Here is a 19,021-nt window from a genome sequence, read left to right as displayed (position 1 = left end):
AAGCATGCCCAAAGGCAATGATCAGCTTACGTGTGAATGCTGGCCAGCAGGTTCCGCAGGAAAAGCTGCGTACGTCTTTTCAGGCGAGACCTGTAAACCTGCGCCAACGATGCCGGCGATTCTTGCGACGCCGAGTGGTCGATCAAAGTGTTCAATCAGCGCTTCACGCGCGCGCTGACCAGTCGTCCAGACTTCACCAGGATTCTCTGCTAAGTGAAGCAAAAGTTTAGTAAGCGATTTGATATCGCCACATGAAACATGCCAACCGCAATTAAATTCCTTGATAATACGAGCCGGGGTTGCTTCCACCGGCCCTATGAACAAGATGGGACGGCCCGCCGCAAGTAGGCCGTAGACTTTGCTTGGAACAACAGAGCCACAGCACTCTTGACGCTGTGTCACAAGCCCGATATCTCCGATAGCAAGGCTCTCGCTGAGAGTCGCCCTTTGTACGTAGGGCCGCAATTCGACGGTGTCGAGTCCTTCGACCGTGGCGAACTTAGTAAGTTCGTCACGCCGAACTCCATTGCCTACGAAGATAAAGCGGAAGCGAGTATCTTCTTTCAGCCTGAGCATCGCACCTTTGATGGTATCCAGGTCATGAGCTAGCCCGAGGTTTCCGGAGTAGAGGATGTTGAGACTGTCAGGAGTTCCTTGTCGAGGTAATACAACGATCGCTCTACTATCGGCCCAGTTGTGAGCCACGAAGATGCGTTCGGCGGATATGCCGCGTTTCACTAATCTCGCTTTCATGCATTCTCCGAGCGCGATAATTCCGTCAGCACGATGGCGAGACCAGTCAGCGAGCAGGCCTGTAACTCTTTCACAGAGGCCTCCCGCTTTGAAGTATCCGAGGTCTATGGCAACGTCTGGATACAGATCCATCTCCCAGATGAAATGACGCGAACCTCGCAGCGTTTGAACGATATTTCCTAAAATTGAGAGCAGCGGAGGTGTCGTCAGCGTGATGACGAGATCTGGCTTCGGCAGTGTGATGCTGCGAATCGCCGCAAACAAGTAGAAGGATGCGTATGACAGGACTCGTCCGATGCGGCCCCTTGTGAAAGGGAGAGACTTAACCCGGTGCATTTGTACTGCTGGAGCGTCCTGGACGTCGACAAGGGCGTAACCACCATCTGCACTAATAGCGTAGACATCATGTCCATCACCTACCAAGCCGCGTGCGAGGTCAGTTAGGAGCTGGCTCGTCGCTGAGGAATCTGGCCAGAAAAATTGGTTGAGCAAGAGTATTCTCAACGGGTGACCTCCTCGAATCGCTCTACTTGGGCGTGAACATCAACGACGCGTCGGTTGCGGAGAAAGACTGCTGGATTGCCAGCGAAGATTTCGAAAGATGGAATTGCGCCGGACACTACACTGCCTGCGGCCGCTATCGCCCCTTCAGAGAGAGTCGCGCCTGGTAAAAGCATAGATTTCGCGCCGACCCAAGACCCGTCTTTCAGTTCAATTGGGCGGACCATCAAGCCGAAGTTGGGATCGCTCCAGTCATGATTGCCGGTGCACAGATAAGCGCCCTGAGAGATGCATACGTTGTTGCCGAGGCGTACCGAGGTGAGAGAGTCGATCCAACTCCTTTCACCAATCCAACAATGATCTCCAATCGTGATATGCCATGGGTACTTAATGACAACTTCAGAATGAATGACTACGCCCGCCCCAACCTTTGCCCCGAAGAGACGAAGTAGCGAAACCCGCAACGCAGAGAAGGGTAGTAAAGAACAGCGAAATAGCGGTAGTCCAAAAAACAACCAGGCAGACCGCCAAAGAATTGAACGTCCAGGTCGATACCATGAGTTGTTGTAGTTACGCAGCTGGATGGGCACGCTCATGATCGTCCTCCCAGCAGTTCGAAATTGAGTTCTGTGGATTCGTCCTGTATCCAGTGATAGAGTTTTGCCATCTGGTTTCCGACTGCGGACCAGGTGTAGCGGTCGGCAACGATTTTCCGGCCGCAATTGCCTATTTTTGCATTGGTGGCAAATTTGTTTTGCAGCACTTCTTCAAGTGCCTCGGAGAGAGAAAACACATCTGTTTTAATGACCCATCCCGCACCTAGGTCTTTCACTTCAGGCATGTGGCAATTCTCGGAGATAATCACTGGCACACCCATGCCCATCGCCTCTAGCGTTGCCACACTCAGCCCTTCGGAGTAAGAGGGCAGCACGAAACAATGAGCGTTGGCGAGTGCGCTCCATTTAGTCTCCTCGTCCAACATGCCTGTAAAGACCACCCTCCTCGGCGATAGGCCAAGGCCTACAATCAGCTCCTCGACAGTTGCACGCGAGTCTTCTGAGTCCGGACCAGCTAGCACTAGCACTGCGTCGGAGAAACGCTTTTCCAGTGTTGCCCACGCCCGAACCAGGATGTCGAGTCCCTTCTTGAAATGAATGCGGCCAAGGAAGAGGACGATTTTTCCGCCGCGAAGTTCTGGGAAGTTGTCGAAAAAGATTTGACGGCGTATTGTGGTGGGTATGTTAACTCCGTTCGGTATGACCGCAATAGGCTTTTGACTACCAAAACGGCGATAATCCTCGGCTTCGGCCAACGTAAGTGCGTGGAGGCATGCAGCCCCTTCGATATTGCGGCGTTCGATGAGAGCGGAATATATACGTTTTTTTATACCCTTGTTAGCTAGAGCCCAGGGTTCCAGCATTCCGTGGGCGGAGATGATGTAGGGTTTTTTAAATGACCGAGCTGTCCAAGCAGCGATGTTAGTACTGTTCTCCCACAACCCATGAATATGAAGTCCATTGATGCGGCGTACTATCTCCTGAAATCTAGCTCGCAAGTCGCGGTTCCGTAACCATTCAGCTCGGCTTGGGGGCCAGCGGGTAACTGATATCTCGGAACTGAGTAGTAAAGATGCTTGTTCTTCTTGTCTGCAAAAACCTGCGATACTAATGGAAAGATCCTGTCCTAAAGCTAACTTCGAACTGAGTTGCGGTACTACTGCACTGAGTCCACCATACTTTGGATCGAGATGAGATAAGACCTGAAGCCACCGACTAGAAGGCGACAGCAGATCGTCCATCGCCCGATATTGTTCTATAAGTTCAAGTTCATGTATCAAATTACTCATGGAGTTATCTCCCGACGACCGTGTGGTAAGTTCGACGAGTCGCGAGTGGAAGTAGCTAAACCTGAAGAAACTAAGATCGGTGTCGCAGTTAGGAACTCTTCATCTGAGCCATGTCGATAGTTGAGTATGAATGCAATCTCCTTGCCAAAACTTAGTGGAGAGTAATCTGCGATTTGAGCTGCGGATGCTCTTCCCATCTCTTTCAGACCTCCACCCGAAAGCTTTTCGATCTTGCTCAAGCAATCTGTAAGTTCAATTTCTCTGTCCGGGTTGAAGACGAGTCCATTGTGTCCGTGTCTAACAAGATCTTCAGCACAACCGCATCGGTTCGACACGATTACCGGCAGGGATGAGGCCATAGCTTCATTGACTACTAATCCCCATGGTTCGCGAATACTGGGAAGGACGAAGCAACTGGCAAAACTAAGGCAGGGTATGAGTTCTTTCGAGCTTTTGTGACCAAGAAAATGAACGTCTTGGCGGTATGCAGATGGTGCGGCGAGCGCCCTCAGTTCTTGGGCCTCAGGCCCATCGCCGACGAGCACCAGCGGCCAAGTACCACCTTGCTCGCGGTATAAAAACCAGGATCGTAATAGCCCGCTAACGTTTTTCTCCGATGCTAGGCGGCCTATAAAGAGGAAATAACGATCTGGCAAGCCATGGTCTTTTGGCCGGGTAAGACGACGAAGCTCAAGGGTGTTCTCGCGCAAACTATTGTTATCAACCACATCATAGAATCGCGTAATTCGATCCGGGCTGAATCCCAACTGAATGAGATAGCGTACATGTGCTGCACCGCCGGTGATTGCCCAATCGAATAAGGAACGTATAATCGCTGACTTAAGAGACTCTCTCCAGCTAGAACGTTTGTGGTCTTCTGCGGTGCTCTCCGTCATAAGTACAGAAGTTCGCGAATGTATCTTCGCCCACAGAGCAGCGGTAATTCCGGGTAAGGTGTAGTAACCGGGTACGAGCACTATCTTCGGATTTAGTGCGGAGAGTCGATGCCAGAGCATCACCGACAAACGAATCTTGCTCGCTTCATGCCAGCCTGCTTTAGGCATCAAAGTTTCCACGGGCAGCTCCGGTGGAAGATCTTCGCGGAAGATAAGACCAGCGTGAACTCCGATACCACCTACAAGCTCAATTCCGGCGACTTCACTCTTTATTCCCAACGCCTCTTGCAGTCCCGCGAAACGAGCACGATGGTAGGCATACCAATCGATCCATATTGCTACTACATGGCATCGATTCGGCCTCGTACTCGACTGTGGCTTTTGAGGTTTAGACATGATCGAAGTTCCTGAAAGCGGCTCTACGTGCTTCAAAGGCAGGCTGGTAACGGTTGTCCATAAATTGATGGGCTCGAATTGGCTCGTGGAGCGCCCATTTCCAGGTGAGCCAGCAGGGAATCGATAGCAAGAGGGTCCGGAAGATCACGGCTTCCATTGTTTGCATGACGAGGTAAATGGATAACGCAGAAAATATGACGAATTGGCTCGACCATGGTCCGCCTTGTGTAATTGCCTTTTTCCAGGCAAAGCCGTACAGCCAGCCGATTCCTCCAATTAGAGGAACAGCTAACCACCATACTTCGATCCATAGGTCGGCAACTATTCCTGGGGCGGAGCCATCAGCGCCGACCCATCCTAATGCGTCTCCGAAGCCTTCGCCGGTTCCGGCGTTGGTCCGAAGTTCGCCAACGCCGAAGTCCTCATATTTTGTTGGCCAGATTGCACTGGGAATAGGACGTATCAGAATCTGGGCCAAATATCGACGCATCCAGAAATAATGGCCGCGGCGCTCCGAACTAAGTACGGATCCGGCGCCATAAATCCATTCATTTCCTGTATCCGGTTTCTCGACTACATCGCTGACATCAGTATTCACATCGAAGCTAGAGCCAATGTAGATGCTGCCACGATTTGTCACGAGAAAGAGCACTAACCAGCCCAGACATAGACCGGCAAGGCCAACGGCAACCAAGGGGGGGCGTTTTGCGCGATTAATATACCAACCCATAAGAAGGATGATGGCGAGTTCGAAGGTTGGACCACGTCGAGCCATAAGAAGCGCCCCAGATAGCCACGGCAAGCCGAAAATCGCAGCCATTCCATAACTGGGCCAACGAGGTCCACCTGCTGATCTAACTGTGACGGCAAAGAGTAGTCCTACCAAGAGCAGCATGCTGCCGTCGCGCACATAACCACTGTCGTCCCAGCCACCTGAGTAAGAACTGCTGTATGCGTTGACGAATCCACCTACATTGATGATGGTGATGCCCCAGCACATAAAACCGATGAAACCCGCAATTGCTCCCCCTACTAGCAGACGTCGTAACGCTTCTTCAGACAACTGAATCTGGGGCTGGAATTCCTTCTTTGGAATTCTTACGCCGACGGTTAGACATGCGGCTACAAATGCCAGTATTCCGAGTAAGTTGAGGGTTTGTACGAAGAGAAGCTGATCGTCGTCAAAAAATCTCGCCAAACCATCCGTTGAGGCGAGTTTCCAAGGCATCCAGCCATAGAGAAATGCCAGCATGGGACCGATAAACACAAGAGGATGAAAGACGTCACGGCTACCATCTAGAGCGAAGATCACTCCAAAGATAGCGATTGCAGCTCCCGTAATGAGCATAATTTCAAACATCGGAAGCCCTCGTTATCAGGTCGGTTTGATCGAGATACCTGTGAGTGGCATTTGCTACGCCACTACGAAAACGCTCCCAAGTGAAGTGTTCTGCGCGTCTCCGCGCTATAACACGCATGTCATCTAATTGATTGCGATGGCTAAGAGCCCACTCAATTCGCTCCGCCATTAGTGCCGGTTGGCGAGGTTGGACTACGAACCCCTGAATACCGTCGTCGATAAGATCTGGTGCGGCAGTGTGAGTCGTAGAAAGAATTGGAAGTCCGCAGGCCATGGATTCTAACAACACTTGACCGAAGCCTTCCCCTACAGAAGGAAAGACAAACAGGTCTGCAGACTGGTATGCATCGATAAGATCCCTTTCACTTACCGACGGACGTATTTGGACCTGGGACATAAAAGATTTAAATAGGCTGAGATCATCAAGTACACGACCACAAACTACTAGTTCGACTTCCCTGGTTCGGAGGAGGCGCATAGTTTCCAAGAGGTACTTCACGCCTTTTCGCTGGTTGATGCGACCTACAAATAAGAGTCTTAGCTTGGAGTTGTTTGAACGTAATCTAGCAGGATCTGGTCGATATTTTTCAAGGTCTACTCCGTATGGAACAACAGTAATTCGGTGGGCGGAGGCGCCATTTTCGATAAGACTGCTTCGTGTGAATGACGAGGCCGCTAGAAAATGGGAGGCCATCTCGACCTCGCGAACAAGATGTGAGAAATCAGCTTCTGGAAGAGAGAGTTCCCACTCTTGCTTCAGAGATGCGGCACATTCGGGATGCTGCCGCAGCTCCTCTAGAAGGATACGTCTCATCGTAGTGGGATGCGGATGCACCTGGAAGAGCAAGCCCGGGCGACCATAGGCTTCGAAGGCGTCGTAGCCGGTGTAGCTGTAGCTGAGCAGCCCCGCACCCAAACGGTTCGCACGCTGGCCGGCGCTACGACCTAATTTTCTGTCGGCGGTACGGACCATACGTCGCTTCCAGGTAAAAGGAACCCGAGGGAGTTTATCCAGCAGGAGTCCACCCAGTCCGGTTGTAGGAAGTGTCATAACCTCCGTTCCGGGTAGACCTGGAGCACTACGACGGCGGAGTAGGTTCAAAATCGATGGGGGGAAAAAGGACGTTAGTGTTTTAGTCCAACTAAGTTCTAATGGCCAGAATAGGTCCGTGACTAACTTGTCGAGCAGCCCTGCTTCGGACAGGGCTAATGCAAGTTGATATGCATCCCGCGCCCCCGCGTGGACCAAGACAACTTTTCTCCTATTCACTAACTGAGAATCTCCGCGTCTTCCACTGAAATTCTGAGGAGTGGTTACTGCGGTAATCGGATTAGGAGTGAGTAGGTCCGGCATAGTAGTTTCCTAATTGGTGATTTCTAGAGGAGAGTGTCGAAGCTTTCTTTAAGCTGTGCCGCTGAAGAACTCCATGTGAATCGCTTCGCATGAAGTTTGCCTGCTTCGGAAAATTGCTCACATGCAAGTGTGTCTGTTAGAAGAGAACTGATTGCCCCGAGATGCGCATTTGGATCTTTAGGATCACATAGTATTGCCGCATTGCCAGCGATCTCCGGGATTGACGAAGAGTTACTGGCTACTACTGGTGTCCCACATGCCATCGCTTCGACGACGGGAAGGCCGAAGCCTTCATAGAGGGATGGAAACCATACAATTTTCGCCATGGCATACAGAGCGTGAAGTGCGGAATCCGAGACAAACCCAAGCAGCTTCAGTCGCTCTCCTAAGCTGTACGCGGCAGGTAGGTAAACCGGATTGTTGTGATTAACAATCACAATTTGTAGATCTGGGAATCGCCTTAGCAACACTCGAGCTGTCGTCAAGATTAGGTCGGCATTCTTTCGATAATGGAGACCTCCTGGAACGAGCACGTAGGGTCTGTTGGCTAATCCAGCTTGTGTCACAAAGTCACGGCCTTCAGTCTTTATGGGCTCAAAAAAATGCGGTGTCACACCGTTATGTACATAGCGAATACGCGAACGAATCTGAGGGAAAAAATGCGCAAGGCGATCTGCCGAAAACTGTGAGACGGTATGAAACATATCCACATGTTGGGCTAACTTATTAAACAAGAGTGACCACTTTAGGCGTTGTTTCCAATAGGACTTATCGCGAAGGTGTGCCTCTGGTTCAAAGTAACCGGCGTCATGGGCAGTAACAACAAGACGCGCTCGTTTGACAGGTACGTAGGACTCACCAGTGCAAAACACGATCTGAGCGTCGGACCAATAGCTCTCTGCCCGCGGACGATTGAACAAGAACCACTTTGTCTGTTGCCGGGAGGTATCAGTGGAGAAGGTGTGATAGCTGTAGTTAGACCATGGAGCTTGAACTTGTGGGAGGATTCGTTCGCGATCTTTCGCATCAGCTAAGACGTGCATATCAACATCAGTGCGAGCTGCGAGATGTTCGACGATTTGGCGAGCGGTACGGCCTGCGCCGGTAGATTCGTGAATGTTCCGCATATGCACGTAAGTCAATATCTTTATCTTGGCCAGTGGTGAATGCGTATCGTTCTTGATCTGACCTACGGCGTCCATGGAGGATTCCAAAACGGAGTCAGTTTTCATAGGACCTCCTCCGGAAAAAAGTGTGAACCGTACGTCTAACGATCAAGGTCGTAGACTTTCTCATATGCTGTATGGCCGACGTTGTCGGGAACCATCCATATTGTTTGCCGAGAATGACCAACGCGGCCAGCGTTAGCAGGAATAGTAAAAACATCACTGCTGTAATTGAAAGACCGTGGCCGACATATCTTTCACGCAAAAAAGAGAGAACCAACAGTACGAAAACGCCACCTGTGCTGAGAATAAATAATTTCACAAGGCCAGCTGGAACATGATCTTTACGAGAAAGCGCAAAGAGCACTAAGGCAGAAGACACGATATGTGCCGCAAAATAAACGGACATCGCAAGCGCTGCACCGCCGCCACGGTAAAGTAGAAGTGTTCCAACGCATGCAACTAATAATGCCCAAATAGTGTTCACTATGCCTGCGTATCGCAGGGATGCGATGGTTAGACGTGCGGCTGCGGGGGCATTTCCCATGTGGACCAAGGCTATTGCAAATGCTACTGCGACAGCCAGACCTGCGCTACGATAGGCTGAACCATAGAGCAGATGTAAAAGCCACGGTGCAATCACGATCCCTAAAGAGGCAATCGTGAAAGTCGTGCCGGTTGATACATAGGTACATAAGGCCATCACTCGTTGGGGAGTGCGCAAATGTTCACCGGTGGTATCGGCCATGGTTGAATAACTACCTTCAGTCAGTAGTCCGGGCAGAAGGCCGGTTAAGTTACGCAACTGACTGGCTATTGAAAAGAAGCTTATTTGTTCTAGGGTCACATCAGAGCGGGCGACCAATGCTGTGAGCCACCATCCTGCGAGATTTACTCCAACCAGGCCTACAAGCTGGACAAATCCAAAAGACCAAACCTCGCGCAACATAGGAATAAGCGGTAGGGAACTACTTGTTGTCGCGAACAGGTTCAATTGTCGAGCAAACAAAAGACAGACGGCGACGGAGACGAGCGTTATGCAGCTTTGCACGACGATCATAGGAACTGCTCGTCGGGTCGATGCCATCCATGGAAGAAGCGTGACCATTCCAGTACCGACTACCAATGAGAGCAGCACTAGGGCTGCAAGCCGTCGTTGGCCAACAAAGAACCCGCGAGCACATTCGAGCAAGATCATGCCCGCTGCCGAAATCGCTGCCCAATGCAATAGATTTGTGAGATCAGTCTTATGCAGCAGATGTGCGATTGGAGCAGCTCCAAACCATAAGCCAAACGCTGCTGCTATTGCAGAGACAAGAGAGACGATCGTAAGTACTCTGGCAAGGGTGGCGTAACCAGAGCTGTCGAACGGATACTTCCCGGAAAATCGGGTTGCCGTTGCGCCAATACCACCTGCTGCATAAGTAGAAACGTTGTTAGCGGTGCCGATGGCTAGGGAATATGCTCCAAACGTCGAGGCTCCTGCCAACCTTGCCGCAAGTATATTGGCTAAGAATCCAGCTCCACGTTCAAGGAAGATACCAAGGGCAAGTGCAGAGGTGCCTTTGAGGACATCGCTTGCTACATGGGAGGGGATCGGAGTTTCTGGTGCAACAGTGGGAGCTAGCTCCTCGGTAGAAAACTCACCTTCGATTACCGGGTCGGATAGAACGGCAGGTAGACTCATGAACTCACCGCTAAATGATCTTCCGATTCACCATTATGTTTGTAGGCGTAATAAGAGCTGTAGTAACTCGATTTGCCCTCTTTTGTTGGATTAAAATCATTGAGAACAGTCCCCACTACGGGGACTCGATCGTGATTCAGGAGACTGAGTGCGGTTACCGCTTCATCACGTTTTGTCACTCCAGATCGGAGGATGAGGATCGCTCCGTTTGTATGTCCGGCGATGATTCGAGCATCTGCCATATGTAGCATAGGGGGAGTATCCACAAGGATCACGTCAAATTCATGGGTGAGACGTTCTAACAGATCACTTAATCTGGATGAATGCAATAGTTCGACCACCTCTTCATGGCCTTTACCAGACGGAATAACAGACAGCTTCGGGAACGCTGTGGGCTTGCAGAACGACATAAGTGAAGAATCAGAGAGATTCACTTCCCCGCGTAGGACATCCCGGAGGCCAATTTCGTTCGAGACTGATAGAGCTTTGTGAAGGCTTGGCTTACGTAGATCACCATCAATCAAAACAACCCGAAGTTTTGATTTACTTAAAGCAATACCAAGATTCGAAGTTACTGTAGTCTTACCTTCACTCGCTCCAGGTGAGGAAATAACATAAATGCGCGCGCCCTTAATGGAATCGGAAAGTAGAAGAGAATGGGTTGTGTTGCGATAAGCCTCCGCAACAAGCGAAAACTGCTCATTCCAACCTACTGCCTCCATAGCATTCTTCTGGCGGGATTTGGTCACAGTTGATGACAGATCGATTGTAGTAACAATACGATTTGAGCCGCTCCGAGCGGAGATCATGTTTCCACCGCTTGTTGGGGATGGGATAACGCCAAGTTCATGGATATGGAGAAGCTGGGCACTATCACCTGGCATTCTGAGAACCTTCACATTCCGATCCTTGAAGAAGGCAATAGCCAAACCACTGAATGATCCTAAGATCAGTCCAATGACGGTCGTGGTCAGGTGTTGCGGATAGACAGGTAGATGCGGCGTGCGTGCTTCGTCTACTATACGAATCGTCGAGGCTTGCATAGCTGATGCGAAGCCCGCCTCTTTTGCACGCTGCAGCAACGTTTGGTAGAGCTGTTGTTCCGATTCGACCTCACGCCGCAAGAGGGCGACCTTCGAGCCTTTTTCAAGGTCGGATGAGACGCTTGCTTCTTGAGAATGATAGGCAAGAGTAAGCAGTTCTTCCCGATGCTTTGCCGCCATGTACTCGTTGTGGAGACGCTTAGCGCTGTCGGTTCCCGCCTTTGCGATAGTCTCTTCCGCTTGCCGTATCTCTGAACGAAGATGGATGATCTTTGGGTTTGCCTCGGTCAGAGGAGGAATCAATGCCGCGACTTGATTGCGAAGTTCTGCCAATTTAGCCTGTGCGGCGGTGTAGGTCGCGTCATTTACTACAGTCGGAGTTAATTCGACAGCCGCGGTCTCGGCTACTCTTGCTTGTGCTTCTTTTTCCATCCGATCCGCCTGTGCCTTTACTAACTCCCCCTGTAGTTGACGTAGGTGATCTTCACCAACCGTATTACTCTCCTGAGACAAAATAAGGCCATTGCCGCCAGTTTCGCTCATGAGCCGTTGTTCTGAATTCTCGGCCTTTTGACGAATATCGCTCGCCTGTCGCATTAGCCAATCGCTCGTCCGTTTTGCCTCTGAGCCGCGACTTTCCAGGTCTTGCGCCTGAAACTCGCTCGTAAGGGTGTTGCAAAAATGAGCTGCGAAGGCGGCATCCCATGAGTCACACGAGACTTCGACCAGGCGTGTAAGACCCAGTGGTTTAACTTTTACAAGTTTGATCGTTTCGTCGAGAAGTGCCGGAAAAGGAATTGGCTGAGATCCATTAAGATGCAGCGTTCGGCGAGTCTGCGACAAGAGATCTGTACGCTCTATATAGTCTTGATGCGCCTCACTCGTCAGCTTGGCACGCACACGGTCCATCAACGAATCACTTTGTAAAAGCTTGATTTGCGTTTGGACATTTGTTTCGCTTGAGGATGCTCCTGTTGGATCAATCGATCTCATATTCATAAAGTCGCCGTTGAGGCTTTGAATATCGAGCGACGTGCGGGTGCGGTAAATCGGCTGGGTCGTTAAATGTGAAAATATTCCGGCAATTGCTCCACAGACCGCGATAGTGAGGATGAGGCGACGATATCGGACTATGGTCCGATAGTATTCAACCATCAGACTGCTTCCAGTATCCCCATCTTCTGGTCGTATGGAGTTGGGCGAGTACTCCTGATTGGTTGTGTGCGATATAAGAGCGCTATATTTATACGGAGGAGGTCGCCTATCTATGCCAGCTTCGGCGGATACGGATTTCATCGGTCCTCCTCCTTTGGTACAAATGCGAGAGCTTCCTATCTCGCGTAAATTGCGACGCCTGTGGCCATCTGCAACACAGCCTCAGCCGCCCTGCGGCTACCAGACTTTGCAGCACTATTCGGAATGAACAAAATGTCATTCGCGAAGAGTGGAACGTCTGGCGCTTTCCCAGCAAAGATCTGTTTTACGTCGACCGGTATTTCTTGTGGTTTGTTGTCACTACCTGGTATAGGCCGTAAGATTTTTGAATCCTTCATTGCTGCATTTGGTGACAAGCCTTCCGCCAAAGAGAGGGCTTGAAGCAACGACATTTTTTCGTGTGAGGCTAATGGGAAGCCGCCAGCGCGCCGAACGTTGCCGATGACATAGACGATATCGCCTCTGGGAATGGAGATCACATCATTCGGCTGGATTGAAATATTATCCGCTGGGGTTTTTGACGATAAGAGATTGTCGAGGGACAGAGTCGCCGTGGTGAATGCGCCGGTCGCATCTTGAGCAGTGTTTGGGAGCGGTAGGGGCCCCCAACGCATTTGGCGTGTAACGATCACCTTGGAGCCGGCATCGTTTTTAACTCCACCAGCCAGCGAAATAACTTCGATCAGATTCAGGGGGCCTGGTAGTTGGTGTACCCCTGGAGCATTAACTTCCCCAATCACAGAGACAGGACGGCTTTGGTTGTCTGTCACGTTGATTGTGATTTGAGGATTGTCGATGTATTTTTTTAGACGTTCCGCTAGATCAGTTTTGAATTGACTAAGCGTAAGGCCGGCTACATGGATGCGCCCGATGAGAGACAGGTCGATCTCACCATTTGGATCAACCCTTATCGGCTTATCTGAAATTTCATCAAGGTCCGCTACATGGATACTCAGTTGATCGCCAGGGCCGAGCACATTTTGGCCGCGATTGAGGCTAGCCTTCAAATCAACGTCGCGAACGGCTTTACCAGCCGTATTACTTCCATCGCTTTGCAGTGCCAGAGACGTATGTCCGACAAAGCACAGAGCTGATACTTGAAGTAATAAGCAGCGTGTAATGATGTGCGATCTCATGGTAGTTGACCGAGCCTTCTGAAACGTACTTTACATCCCTTTGCAATCTCCTTGGATAAAATGTAGTCAGTCGACGATATTAGTTTTGTTTACCTTATGATCTTAATTTTAGGTAACAACTATTTTCATTATTAGTAACGATAGTTAGATTACTAACAAAGTGAATAAATAAAATACTAAGTGAAGTAGGATGGATTGGCCGGGTGCGTGCATCTGAATGCTCACAAATCTTTAAAGAGTTCAGAAAGGCTAATCTCGAATCCAAGCGCTATTACCTCTAGCAACGGAAGTGATATCGATTTCTTTCCACGCTCAACATCGCTAATAAAACTACGATCGATTCCGAACTTCCTCGCTACATCCAGTTGGGTAAATTCACATCTGGCTCGAAGCTCACGCAAGCGTTTACCAAACCTTACGTTTACATTATCTCCATTCGCTGAGATCGTTTGATGCCTAGCTCGAATGGAGTAAGCCATATTATTCGCCGGTATAAGCGAGGCATTGGAGTTTATTGTTGAAAAGCCCGGAGTCGATTCGCCCACAGCCTGTCTGCTCTGTGGATCAATTTGCCGGCCGATAGATAATTGGTTTGCTGATGAGTTTAGAAATAGAGTTCCCATTGGCATATCCGATCCCCAAAGAAGTCGTGCCGTTCTAAATCCGTCTATTCTCAGTCCGCAATTTTATGCCGACTAAGTTATTACGAGATGAGCAGTCGTCCGCATTCACGCATCGGAGACAGGTCTTAAGAGGGACCTTATGCAGAAAAATTTCTTCATTTTCTGTCCCAGAATTCAAAGAATAAACTCTAAATAAATAGATAAATTCATCTGTTGTCCAAGAGCGACGTTAGATAGATCTTGAATCTATACCAATAAGTAGTAAGGGCGCCACACAAACGCTTATGGAATGGCATGCGCTGACTGGAATAAGGCTATTTACTGCGAGAGTGGCATCATAGGAACATAGGTCAAATGATCGATTTATCCGAGGAATAAGCATGTGAAAGGAAATGGTCATATCGAATGCAAATGTGTGCATAGTGCTATTTGTTTAAGATGAATGCGGGTTTAACCTCGAAACTAGATCAGCGAGGAAAGATGGAACTTCTGGCGAAAAATAGACGGTGGCAGGTTCTCGATGTCGGCAGTATCTGGATGAAGGAATTTGCTTATGCACTTAGTAAGTTGGAAGACATTGTTTGTTGGTCCCCAAAGATAGAATCTTTGGGTTTATTCCAGACTTGGCAGAGACACATCAGACTAACCAATCCAGAATTACAGACTTTGGAATTTCCTCTACAACGAGGATATGCAAAGTGGCCGATCAGTTGGCTCTTTCCATTCGAAGAGTCATTGATCCATCGTCTGCTTGCGGAGACAGCTTCGCCTGAGGAATCACCCCTGATTTGTTCCACGCCTTTTTATGCGCCGGTGGCCGAAAGGTGGCCTGGACCTGTAATTTATTACGTGACCGATTTAACCTTCGCCTATGAAGGTATGAATCCGGAGCAGATTCTTGCTCTGGACGTTCGCATGTGCAGGGTAGCTAGAGTGGTATGTCCAAACTCAAGACGTATCGCAGAGTACCTCGTGAACGAGGCAGGCTGCAGTGCGGACAAGATCACAATCATTCCTAATGCGACGAGAGAGAGCAATGTAGCTGCGAGCCCGCGGTTCGTTCCGGGGCAGCTTCCGGAAGATGTCCTAGATCTGCCCAGGCCCATAGCTGGTGTGTTAGGTGATCTATCTGGCAACATGGATTGGATCTTGATCGCCGAAGCAATCAAGCAAACTCCCAATTTCTCCTGGCTCTTCGTTGGGCCGACCACCCGAACTATTGTCGATCGAAAGCAGGACGCGGCACGCGAGTGGGTTCAAAAGCAGGGCCGATTTGTGGGAATGAAGCAGTATGGTGAGCTTCAAGCGTATGCGCGATGTGTGGATGTCGCGGTGCTTCCTTACAGGAAAAAAGAGCCGACATACTCTGGTAGCTCGACCCGGTTCTATGAACATCTCTCAGCAGGCAGGCCTATGATTGCAACTCGTGGATTCGCTGAGTTGCTCGAAAAAGTTCCTTTGGTAACTCTGGTAGATACTGCTGAGGAGATGAAGTCTGCTCTTCTATATTTATATTCAAAGGACTTTTCCGACGGATATGAGACCGCACGTTGGGAGGCAAGCAAGCAGGGCACATGGGAGCAGCGAGCACGCGCCGTACGCGATGCGGTCTATCCAGCCTCTACAGACGTCGACTGTTCTAGAAGTGATACGCTTGCGCAGAAACTAGGTTGATCGCACGGGTACTTATTTGTTCAGCAGGAACCATGGGAGTAGACGAGCCATCGGCCTGCTCCTTATGGAGGAAGCTTTTGGCGGTGAAGACCTCGGGACGCTGTGTACGTTCACCACCACCTGTAACCTTCATAAGCTGTGTGAAGTAGTTGAGAGCTTCTTCAGGCTTACCTGCGGCCTCCGCCGCGCGGCCAGCGTTGTAGAGAGCGTTGAAACGATTCGGACTTAATTTCAGAGCTGTACGATATTGTTCAAGAGCTTCGACAGGACGATTGTCGATGAACAGCATATCTGCATACATCTCGCGTGCAGGGATGTCCACCTCTGCCTGTCCGACGCGGTCCTGAATATCGGCAGCGGCGGCGATCTGTTGGAGGGCTTGCTCGTCCTGCTTGTGAGCGAAGCTCTGCCAGGCTTTAATCGTGGCCTGAGTTGTGGCGATCTCTGCACCGATGGGGCTACCTTCCTTTTCAGCTTCTGCTGCAATCTGTCCGGCTGCCGCTGCTGCTTTATCGGCGGCATCAGCATCACGAAGACGGCCTGCGGCAATGGCCTGTGCCCAGAAGCGGAAGTACTTCGCAGAAGGAATGGAGTTCGGCGGCTCTGGAATAGATAGAACAGCCTTCCAATCATGCATCTCCAGGTAGTAGATGCTAGGGAACTCAACCTGCGCGTAGGTCAGATAGTGAGCCATCCCGTCGTTTGCAAGATCGGGCATAGAACGCAGATGAGCGGCCATCGGTTCGGCGATGTCGAGGATCCGCTTGGCGTTGGCGTCATCGCCCTGCTGAAGATAGGCGTACAGAAGAAACTCATATGCGTGGAGTTCGTGTGTCACGCCAGCCTGATGATTTTTCTCTGCGAGTTCGGAGGCCCGCACAGACGCTTCATCCGAGTCAATGTCTTCCTGCCACATGCCAAGGCGGGCAAAGATATGTCCTGGCATATGGAGTGCATGAGCCGAGGAAGGCGCGATGGCAGCATACCGTTCGGCTGCGGGAAGAGCTTCGCGGGCGAGCTGGGGACTGTCGCAAGTATGAATGATGTAATGCGCGAAGCCTGGATGGTCGGGATGCGCCTGGAAGCCAGGTTCGAGGACAGCGAGCGCCTTGCGGGCATCGCCGACCGGGTCCTGCGTTCCGATACTGGCTGCGAGTGCGAGGCCATAAAATGCTGTGCCTTCAACATCGTCGGGATATGCATTGTGCAGAGCACCCATCGCACTTGCATAGGCATGTACCGCCTTCTCGTTCTGAGATGGATCGGCGTGCATATAGGCGCTGAGAGCTGCAATGTAGCGTCGCTCGCGATCCGTCTTGGCGTTCAGTGCAGTGGCCTTATCGATGTCGACTATACCGATCTTGCGGCGATCCTCCGGCATCCCATCCCAGAAGGGTCGATACTGGGCCATGGCAAGTCCCCACTCCGCCATAGCGCACTTCGAGTCGGCGATAGCTACAGCTTGAAACTGCTTTTCAGCCTCTTCGTACCAGAACGAGTGGAGAAGGGCGACTCCGCGCTCAAAGGGAGCCTGCACAGAGGCAGTGCACGAGATGGGCATGTGGATGGAACCGAACTTCTCAACCGCGGCGTTGGGATCTCCGCCCTCTGCTCCGTGGTGATGATGCTGCCCCAGAAGAGCTGTCGAATAGGTTGCGAGAGCAAAACCAAAGAACGTGCGAAGGAAGTACTTCATCGTAATCATCCGTGACGGCCGCGGCATATGCGAATCAGCTTGCCCGCTTGCCACCTTTCCCGAAATTCAAAATATATCTAACAACTGCTAAATGCCTAAATGCCGCGCGACCGAAGGCATCGCTCGCATCGTCAGCAGTAGAAGATTTGTATTTGCCTCTTCAACAACACTTCTTCGTCGAAAATATTCCCAGTCAATTATCTGGGCATTCTGACTTATTACCAAATGTGCCAGATTGCGGAACCGAATAAAGTGACAACCATGGAAGACGGTCCCGGACCGTTCTAGTGAAAGTCCGGCTATCTCTCAATTCCGTTGCATCGTGACCGCAATTCCATGGTTGTCGGGTATTTCGCCGATAGGCATCATGGAAAAGGTATTGAGATCGATCAGGACGACTCCGCCATTCGCGGGTTTAGCATTTGGCTTCAACATGCTGGCGGGGACACGAACGTTCGACACCCAGGCCCGTCTTCCATCCGGAATGATTTGAAGGGGACTGCCCGTCTCAATGCGATGCTCTACAGCTCCCGTGATTGCATTAACCATCAGGACAACACCATCCAGGAGCGCAGGAGCGAGGATCCACCGTCCGTCCAACGTCACGGCTGGGTAGAAGATCTGTCCACCGCCAAGATCGCCGAAGCGGTGGATGACGGACAAGGTCTCGGGATCGAGGAGAACCAACTCATTGAGACAGCCAACGATGAGTTGGCGCTGGTCAGCCGTCCAGGTAAAACCACGAGGAGAGGATAGTTTCGCTGTAGCCGTAACCGTGCCGTGGTCCGGATCGATGCGAAAGATCTCGCTCGTCGTCGCAAAGGCGAACAAGGCCGTTCCATCCGCGTTGAAGATAAAGTTGTGCACCCCGTGGGGAAGAGCAAAGTGCCGGCGGACCGCTCCCGAGTTTGCCTCGAAGACGATCATCTCTTCTTTGCCTTCTTCTGTATTGGTAAAAAGTTCCTGATAAGCCGGCGGACGGAGTTTCAATCCGTGCGGGGCGGTCAGACCCTCAGGAAGATGAAATCTGGTCCGTTCGACACCCCCTTTTATGTCCAGGACAGAGATCGTCGTTCCAGGGGTCCCGACGCGATGATTGGCGTCGAGGAGACCGAAGTTGGAGACAAAGGCTGTTTCGCCATCTTCGGTCAGTTCGATCTCGTGCGGTTTTTCGCCCACGTCAACCGTCTTACTCTGGGAAGGATTGAACGCGGAGAATATAACAACTTTTCCGGGGCCCTCCTGTACGACAAGAACGGTCTCTCCACGCCGCATAGTCTTTGAAATCGCGTTGTGATTATTCGTGACACGATGCGAGGCGGCAAATAGCGGCTTCGACTGGGTCAGCGAACTAAGTATCAGCAAAGCTCCCAGAAGCACCCCGTGCGGAGTAATGATTCGTCCTGAGACCAGGACATCTTTGCTATCAGAATTATTTTTCCGCATAGCCGCTAAACCCTTACAGGCATTTTTTATTCCGCTTCCGGACGATTGTCACTGATCGCTATCGAATATCTAGAGTCGTTTCGACTGGATGGAGATTCATTTCTTAAGTGTGAAAGCCTGGTAGGTAAGGGCACGCATCTCAACACGCTGGGAATTCTTCCATCGAACACTGGAAGAATTGTTCATGCTCTTTTTTTCAGATATTTGTCTCGCGGGCTAAGATCTTTGT

The 19,021-nt window shown here is 50.7% G+C and carries 14 protein-coding genes; 1 reads left to right on the top strand and 13 read right to left on the bottom strand.

What is annotated here, in order from left to right:
- Window positions 1-21 precede the first annotated feature (21 nt).
- From HB393_RS02810 to HB393_RS02760, 11 genes are all read right to left on the bottom strand, one after another.
- Complete coding sequence (locus HB393_RS02810; protein WP_213803603.1) at window positions 22-1,257, bottom strand: glycosyltransferase family 4 protein; 1,236 nt, start codon at window positions 1,255-1,257, stop codon at window positions 22-24.
- On the bottom strand, window positions 1,254-1,850 hold the full coding sequence (locus HB393_RS02805; RefSeq protein ID WP_213803602.1) for a WcaF family extracellular polysaccharide biosynthesis acetyltransferase: 597 nt from the start codon (window positions 1,848-1,850) through the stop codon (window positions 1,254-1,256). The genes HB393_RS02810 and HB393_RS02805 overlap by 4 nt, the downstream gene beginning before the upstream one ends.
- A complete protein-coding gene (locus HB393_RS02800) occupies window positions 1,847-3,100 on the bottom strand; it encodes a glycosyltransferase (RefSeq protein ID WP_213803601.1) in 1,254 nt (417 codons plus the stop codon). The genes HB393_RS02805 and HB393_RS02800 overlap by 4 nt, the downstream gene beginning before the upstream one ends.
- Window positions 3,097-4,392: a glycosyltransferase family 4 protein gene (locus tag HB393_RS02795; protein WP_213803600.1), complete on the bottom strand. Its 1,296-nt coding sequence runs from the start codon at window positions 4,390-4,392 to the stop codon at window positions 3,097-3,099. The genes HB393_RS02800 and HB393_RS02795 overlap by 4 nt, the downstream gene beginning before the upstream one ends.
- Entirely contained in the window at window positions 4,385-5,752 is a 1,368-nt protein-coding gene (locus tag HB393_RS02790) for a hypothetical protein (protein WP_213803599.1), read from the bottom strand. Before HB393_RS02790 ends, HB393_RS02795 begins: the two co-directional genes overlap by 8 nt.
- Complete coding sequence (locus tag HB393_RS02785; RefSeq protein ID WP_213803598.1) at window positions 5,745-6,725, bottom strand: glycosyltransferase family 4 protein; 981 nt, start codon at window positions 6,723-6,725, stop codon at window positions 5,745-5,747. Before HB393_RS02785 ends, HB393_RS02790 begins: the two co-directional genes overlap by 8 nt.
- A gap of 404 nt (window positions 6,726-7,129) precedes the next feature.
- Window positions 7,130-8,338, bottom strand: a complete 1,209-nt coding sequence (locus tag HB393_RS02780) for a glycosyltransferase family 1 protein (RefSeq protein ID WP_213803597.1) — start codon at window positions 8,336-8,338, stop codon at window positions 7,130-7,132.
- The gene (locus HB393_RS02775) at window positions 8,328-9,959 is read right to left on the bottom strand and encodes an oligosaccharide flippase family protein (RefSeq protein ID WP_213803596.1); all 1,632 of its coding nucleotides are present in this window, start codon (window positions 9,957-9,959) and stop codon (window positions 8,328-8,330) included. Before HB393_RS02775 ends, HB393_RS02780 begins: the two co-directional genes overlap by 11 nt.
- Window positions 9,956-12,298, bottom strand: a complete 2,343-nt coding sequence (locus HB393_RS02770; protein ID WP_213803595.1) for a polysaccharide biosynthesis tyrosine autokinase — start codon at window positions 12,296-12,298, stop codon at window positions 9,956-9,958. Before HB393_RS02770 ends, HB393_RS02775 begins: the two co-directional genes overlap by 4 nt.
- A gap of 35 nt (window positions 12,299-12,333) precedes the next feature.
- Entirely contained in the window at window positions 12,334-13,353 is a 1,020-nt protein-coding gene (locus HB393_RS02765; protein WP_213803594.1) for a polysaccharide biosynthesis/export family protein, read from the bottom strand.
- A gap of 221 nt (window positions 13,354-13,574) precedes the next feature.
- Window positions 13,575-13,976 (bottom strand): helix-turn-helix transcriptional regulator, encoded by a 402-nt coding sequence (locus tag HB393_RS02760; protein WP_213803593.1) that lies wholly within the window; start codon window positions 13,974-13,976, stop codon window positions 13,575-13,577.
- A gap of 480 nt (window positions 13,977-14,456) precedes the next feature.
- Here HB393_RS02760 and HB393_RS02755 point away from each other — a divergent pair, with 480 nt between their 5' ends.
- Window positions 14,457-15,650: a glycosyltransferase gene (locus HB393_RS02755; protein WP_213803592.1), complete on the top strand. Its 1,194-nt coding sequence runs from the start codon at window positions 14,457-14,459 to the stop codon at window positions 15,648-15,650.
- Here the strand turns inward: HB393_RS02755 and HB393_RS02750 are convergent.
- Both HB393_RS02750 and HB393_RS02745 read right to left on the bottom strand, forming a co-directional pair.
- Complete coding sequence (locus tag HB393_RS02750) at window positions 15,616-17,346, bottom strand: tetratricopeptide repeat protein (RefSeq protein WP_255550721.1); 1,731 nt, start codon at window positions 17,344-17,346, stop codon at window positions 15,616-15,618. The two genes, HB393_RS02755 and HB393_RS02750, sit on opposite strands and share 35 nt — an antisense overlap.
- Window positions 17,347-17,652: 306 nt before the next feature.
- Complete coding sequence (locus HB393_RS02745) at window positions 17,653-18,792, bottom strand: hypothetical protein (protein WP_213803591.1); 1,140 nt, start codon at window positions 18,790-18,792, stop codon at window positions 17,653-17,655.
- Window positions 18,793-19,021 lie beyond the last annotated feature (229 nt).

Origin of the sequence: Granulicella sp. dw_53 (assembly GCF_018449545.1) — a bacterium.
In the GTDB taxonomy this organism is placed as follows: Bacteria; Acidobacteriota; Terriglobia; order Terriglobales; family Acidobacteriaceae; genus Edaphobacter.
This window is presented reverse-complemented; position numbering and strand designations above follow the sequence as displayed.

Excerpts from the sequence above, each read along its gene's own strand:
- HB393_RS02805 (WP_213803602.1), bottom strand. The coding sequence starts at position 1,850 with ATGAGCGTGCCCATCCAGCTGCGTAACTACAACAACTCATGGTATCGA.
- HB393_RS02800 (WP_213803601.1), bottom strand. The coding sequence starts at position 3,100 with ATGAGTAATTTGATACATGAACTTGAACTTATAGAACAATATCGGGCG.
- HB393_RS02795 (WP_213803600.1), bottom strand. The coding sequence starts at position 4,392 with ATGTCTAAACCTCAAAAGCCACAGTCGAGTACGAGGCCGAATCGATGC.
- HB393_RS02790 (WP_213803599.1), bottom strand. The coding sequence starts at position 5,752 with ATGTTTGAAATTATGCTCATTACGGGAGCTGCAATCGCTATCTTTGGA.
- HB393_RS02785 (WP_213803598.1), bottom strand. The coding sequence starts at position 6,725 with ATGGTCCGTACCGCCGACAGAAAATTAGGTCGTAGCGCCGGCCAGCGT.
- HB393_RS02780 (WP_213803597.1), bottom strand. The coding sequence starts at position 8,338 with ATGAAAACTGACTCCGTTTTGGAATCCTCCATGGACGCCGTAGGTCAG.
- HB393_RS02775 (WP_213803596.1), bottom strand. The coding sequence starts at position 9,959 with ATGAGTCTACCTGCCGTTCTATCCGACCCGGTAATCGAAGGTGAGTTT.
- HB393_RS02770 (WP_213803595.1), bottom strand. The coding sequence starts at position 12,298 with ATGAAATCCGTATCCGCCGAAGCTGGCATAGATAGGCGACCTCCTCCG.
- HB393_RS02765 (WP_213803594.1), bottom strand. The coding sequence starts at position 13,353 with ATGAGATCGCACATCATTACACGCTGCTTATTACTTCAAGTATCAGCT.
- HB393_RS02760 (WP_213803593.1), bottom strand. The coding sequence starts at position 13,976 with ATGGGAACTCTATTTCTAAACTCATCAGCAAACCAATTATCTATCGGC.
- HB393_RS02755 (WP_213803592.1), top strand. The coding sequence starts at position 14,457 with ATGGAACTTCTGGCGAAAAATAGACGGTGGCAGGTTCTCGATGTCGGC.
- HB393_RS02750 (WP_255550721.1), bottom strand. The coding sequence starts at position 17,346 with ATGAAGTACTTCCTTCGCACGTTCTTTGGTTTTGCTCTCGCAACCTAT.
- HB393_RS02745 (WP_213803591.1), bottom strand. The coding sequence starts at position 18,792 with ATGCGGAAAAATAATTCTGATAGCAAAGATGTCCTGGTCTCAGGACGA.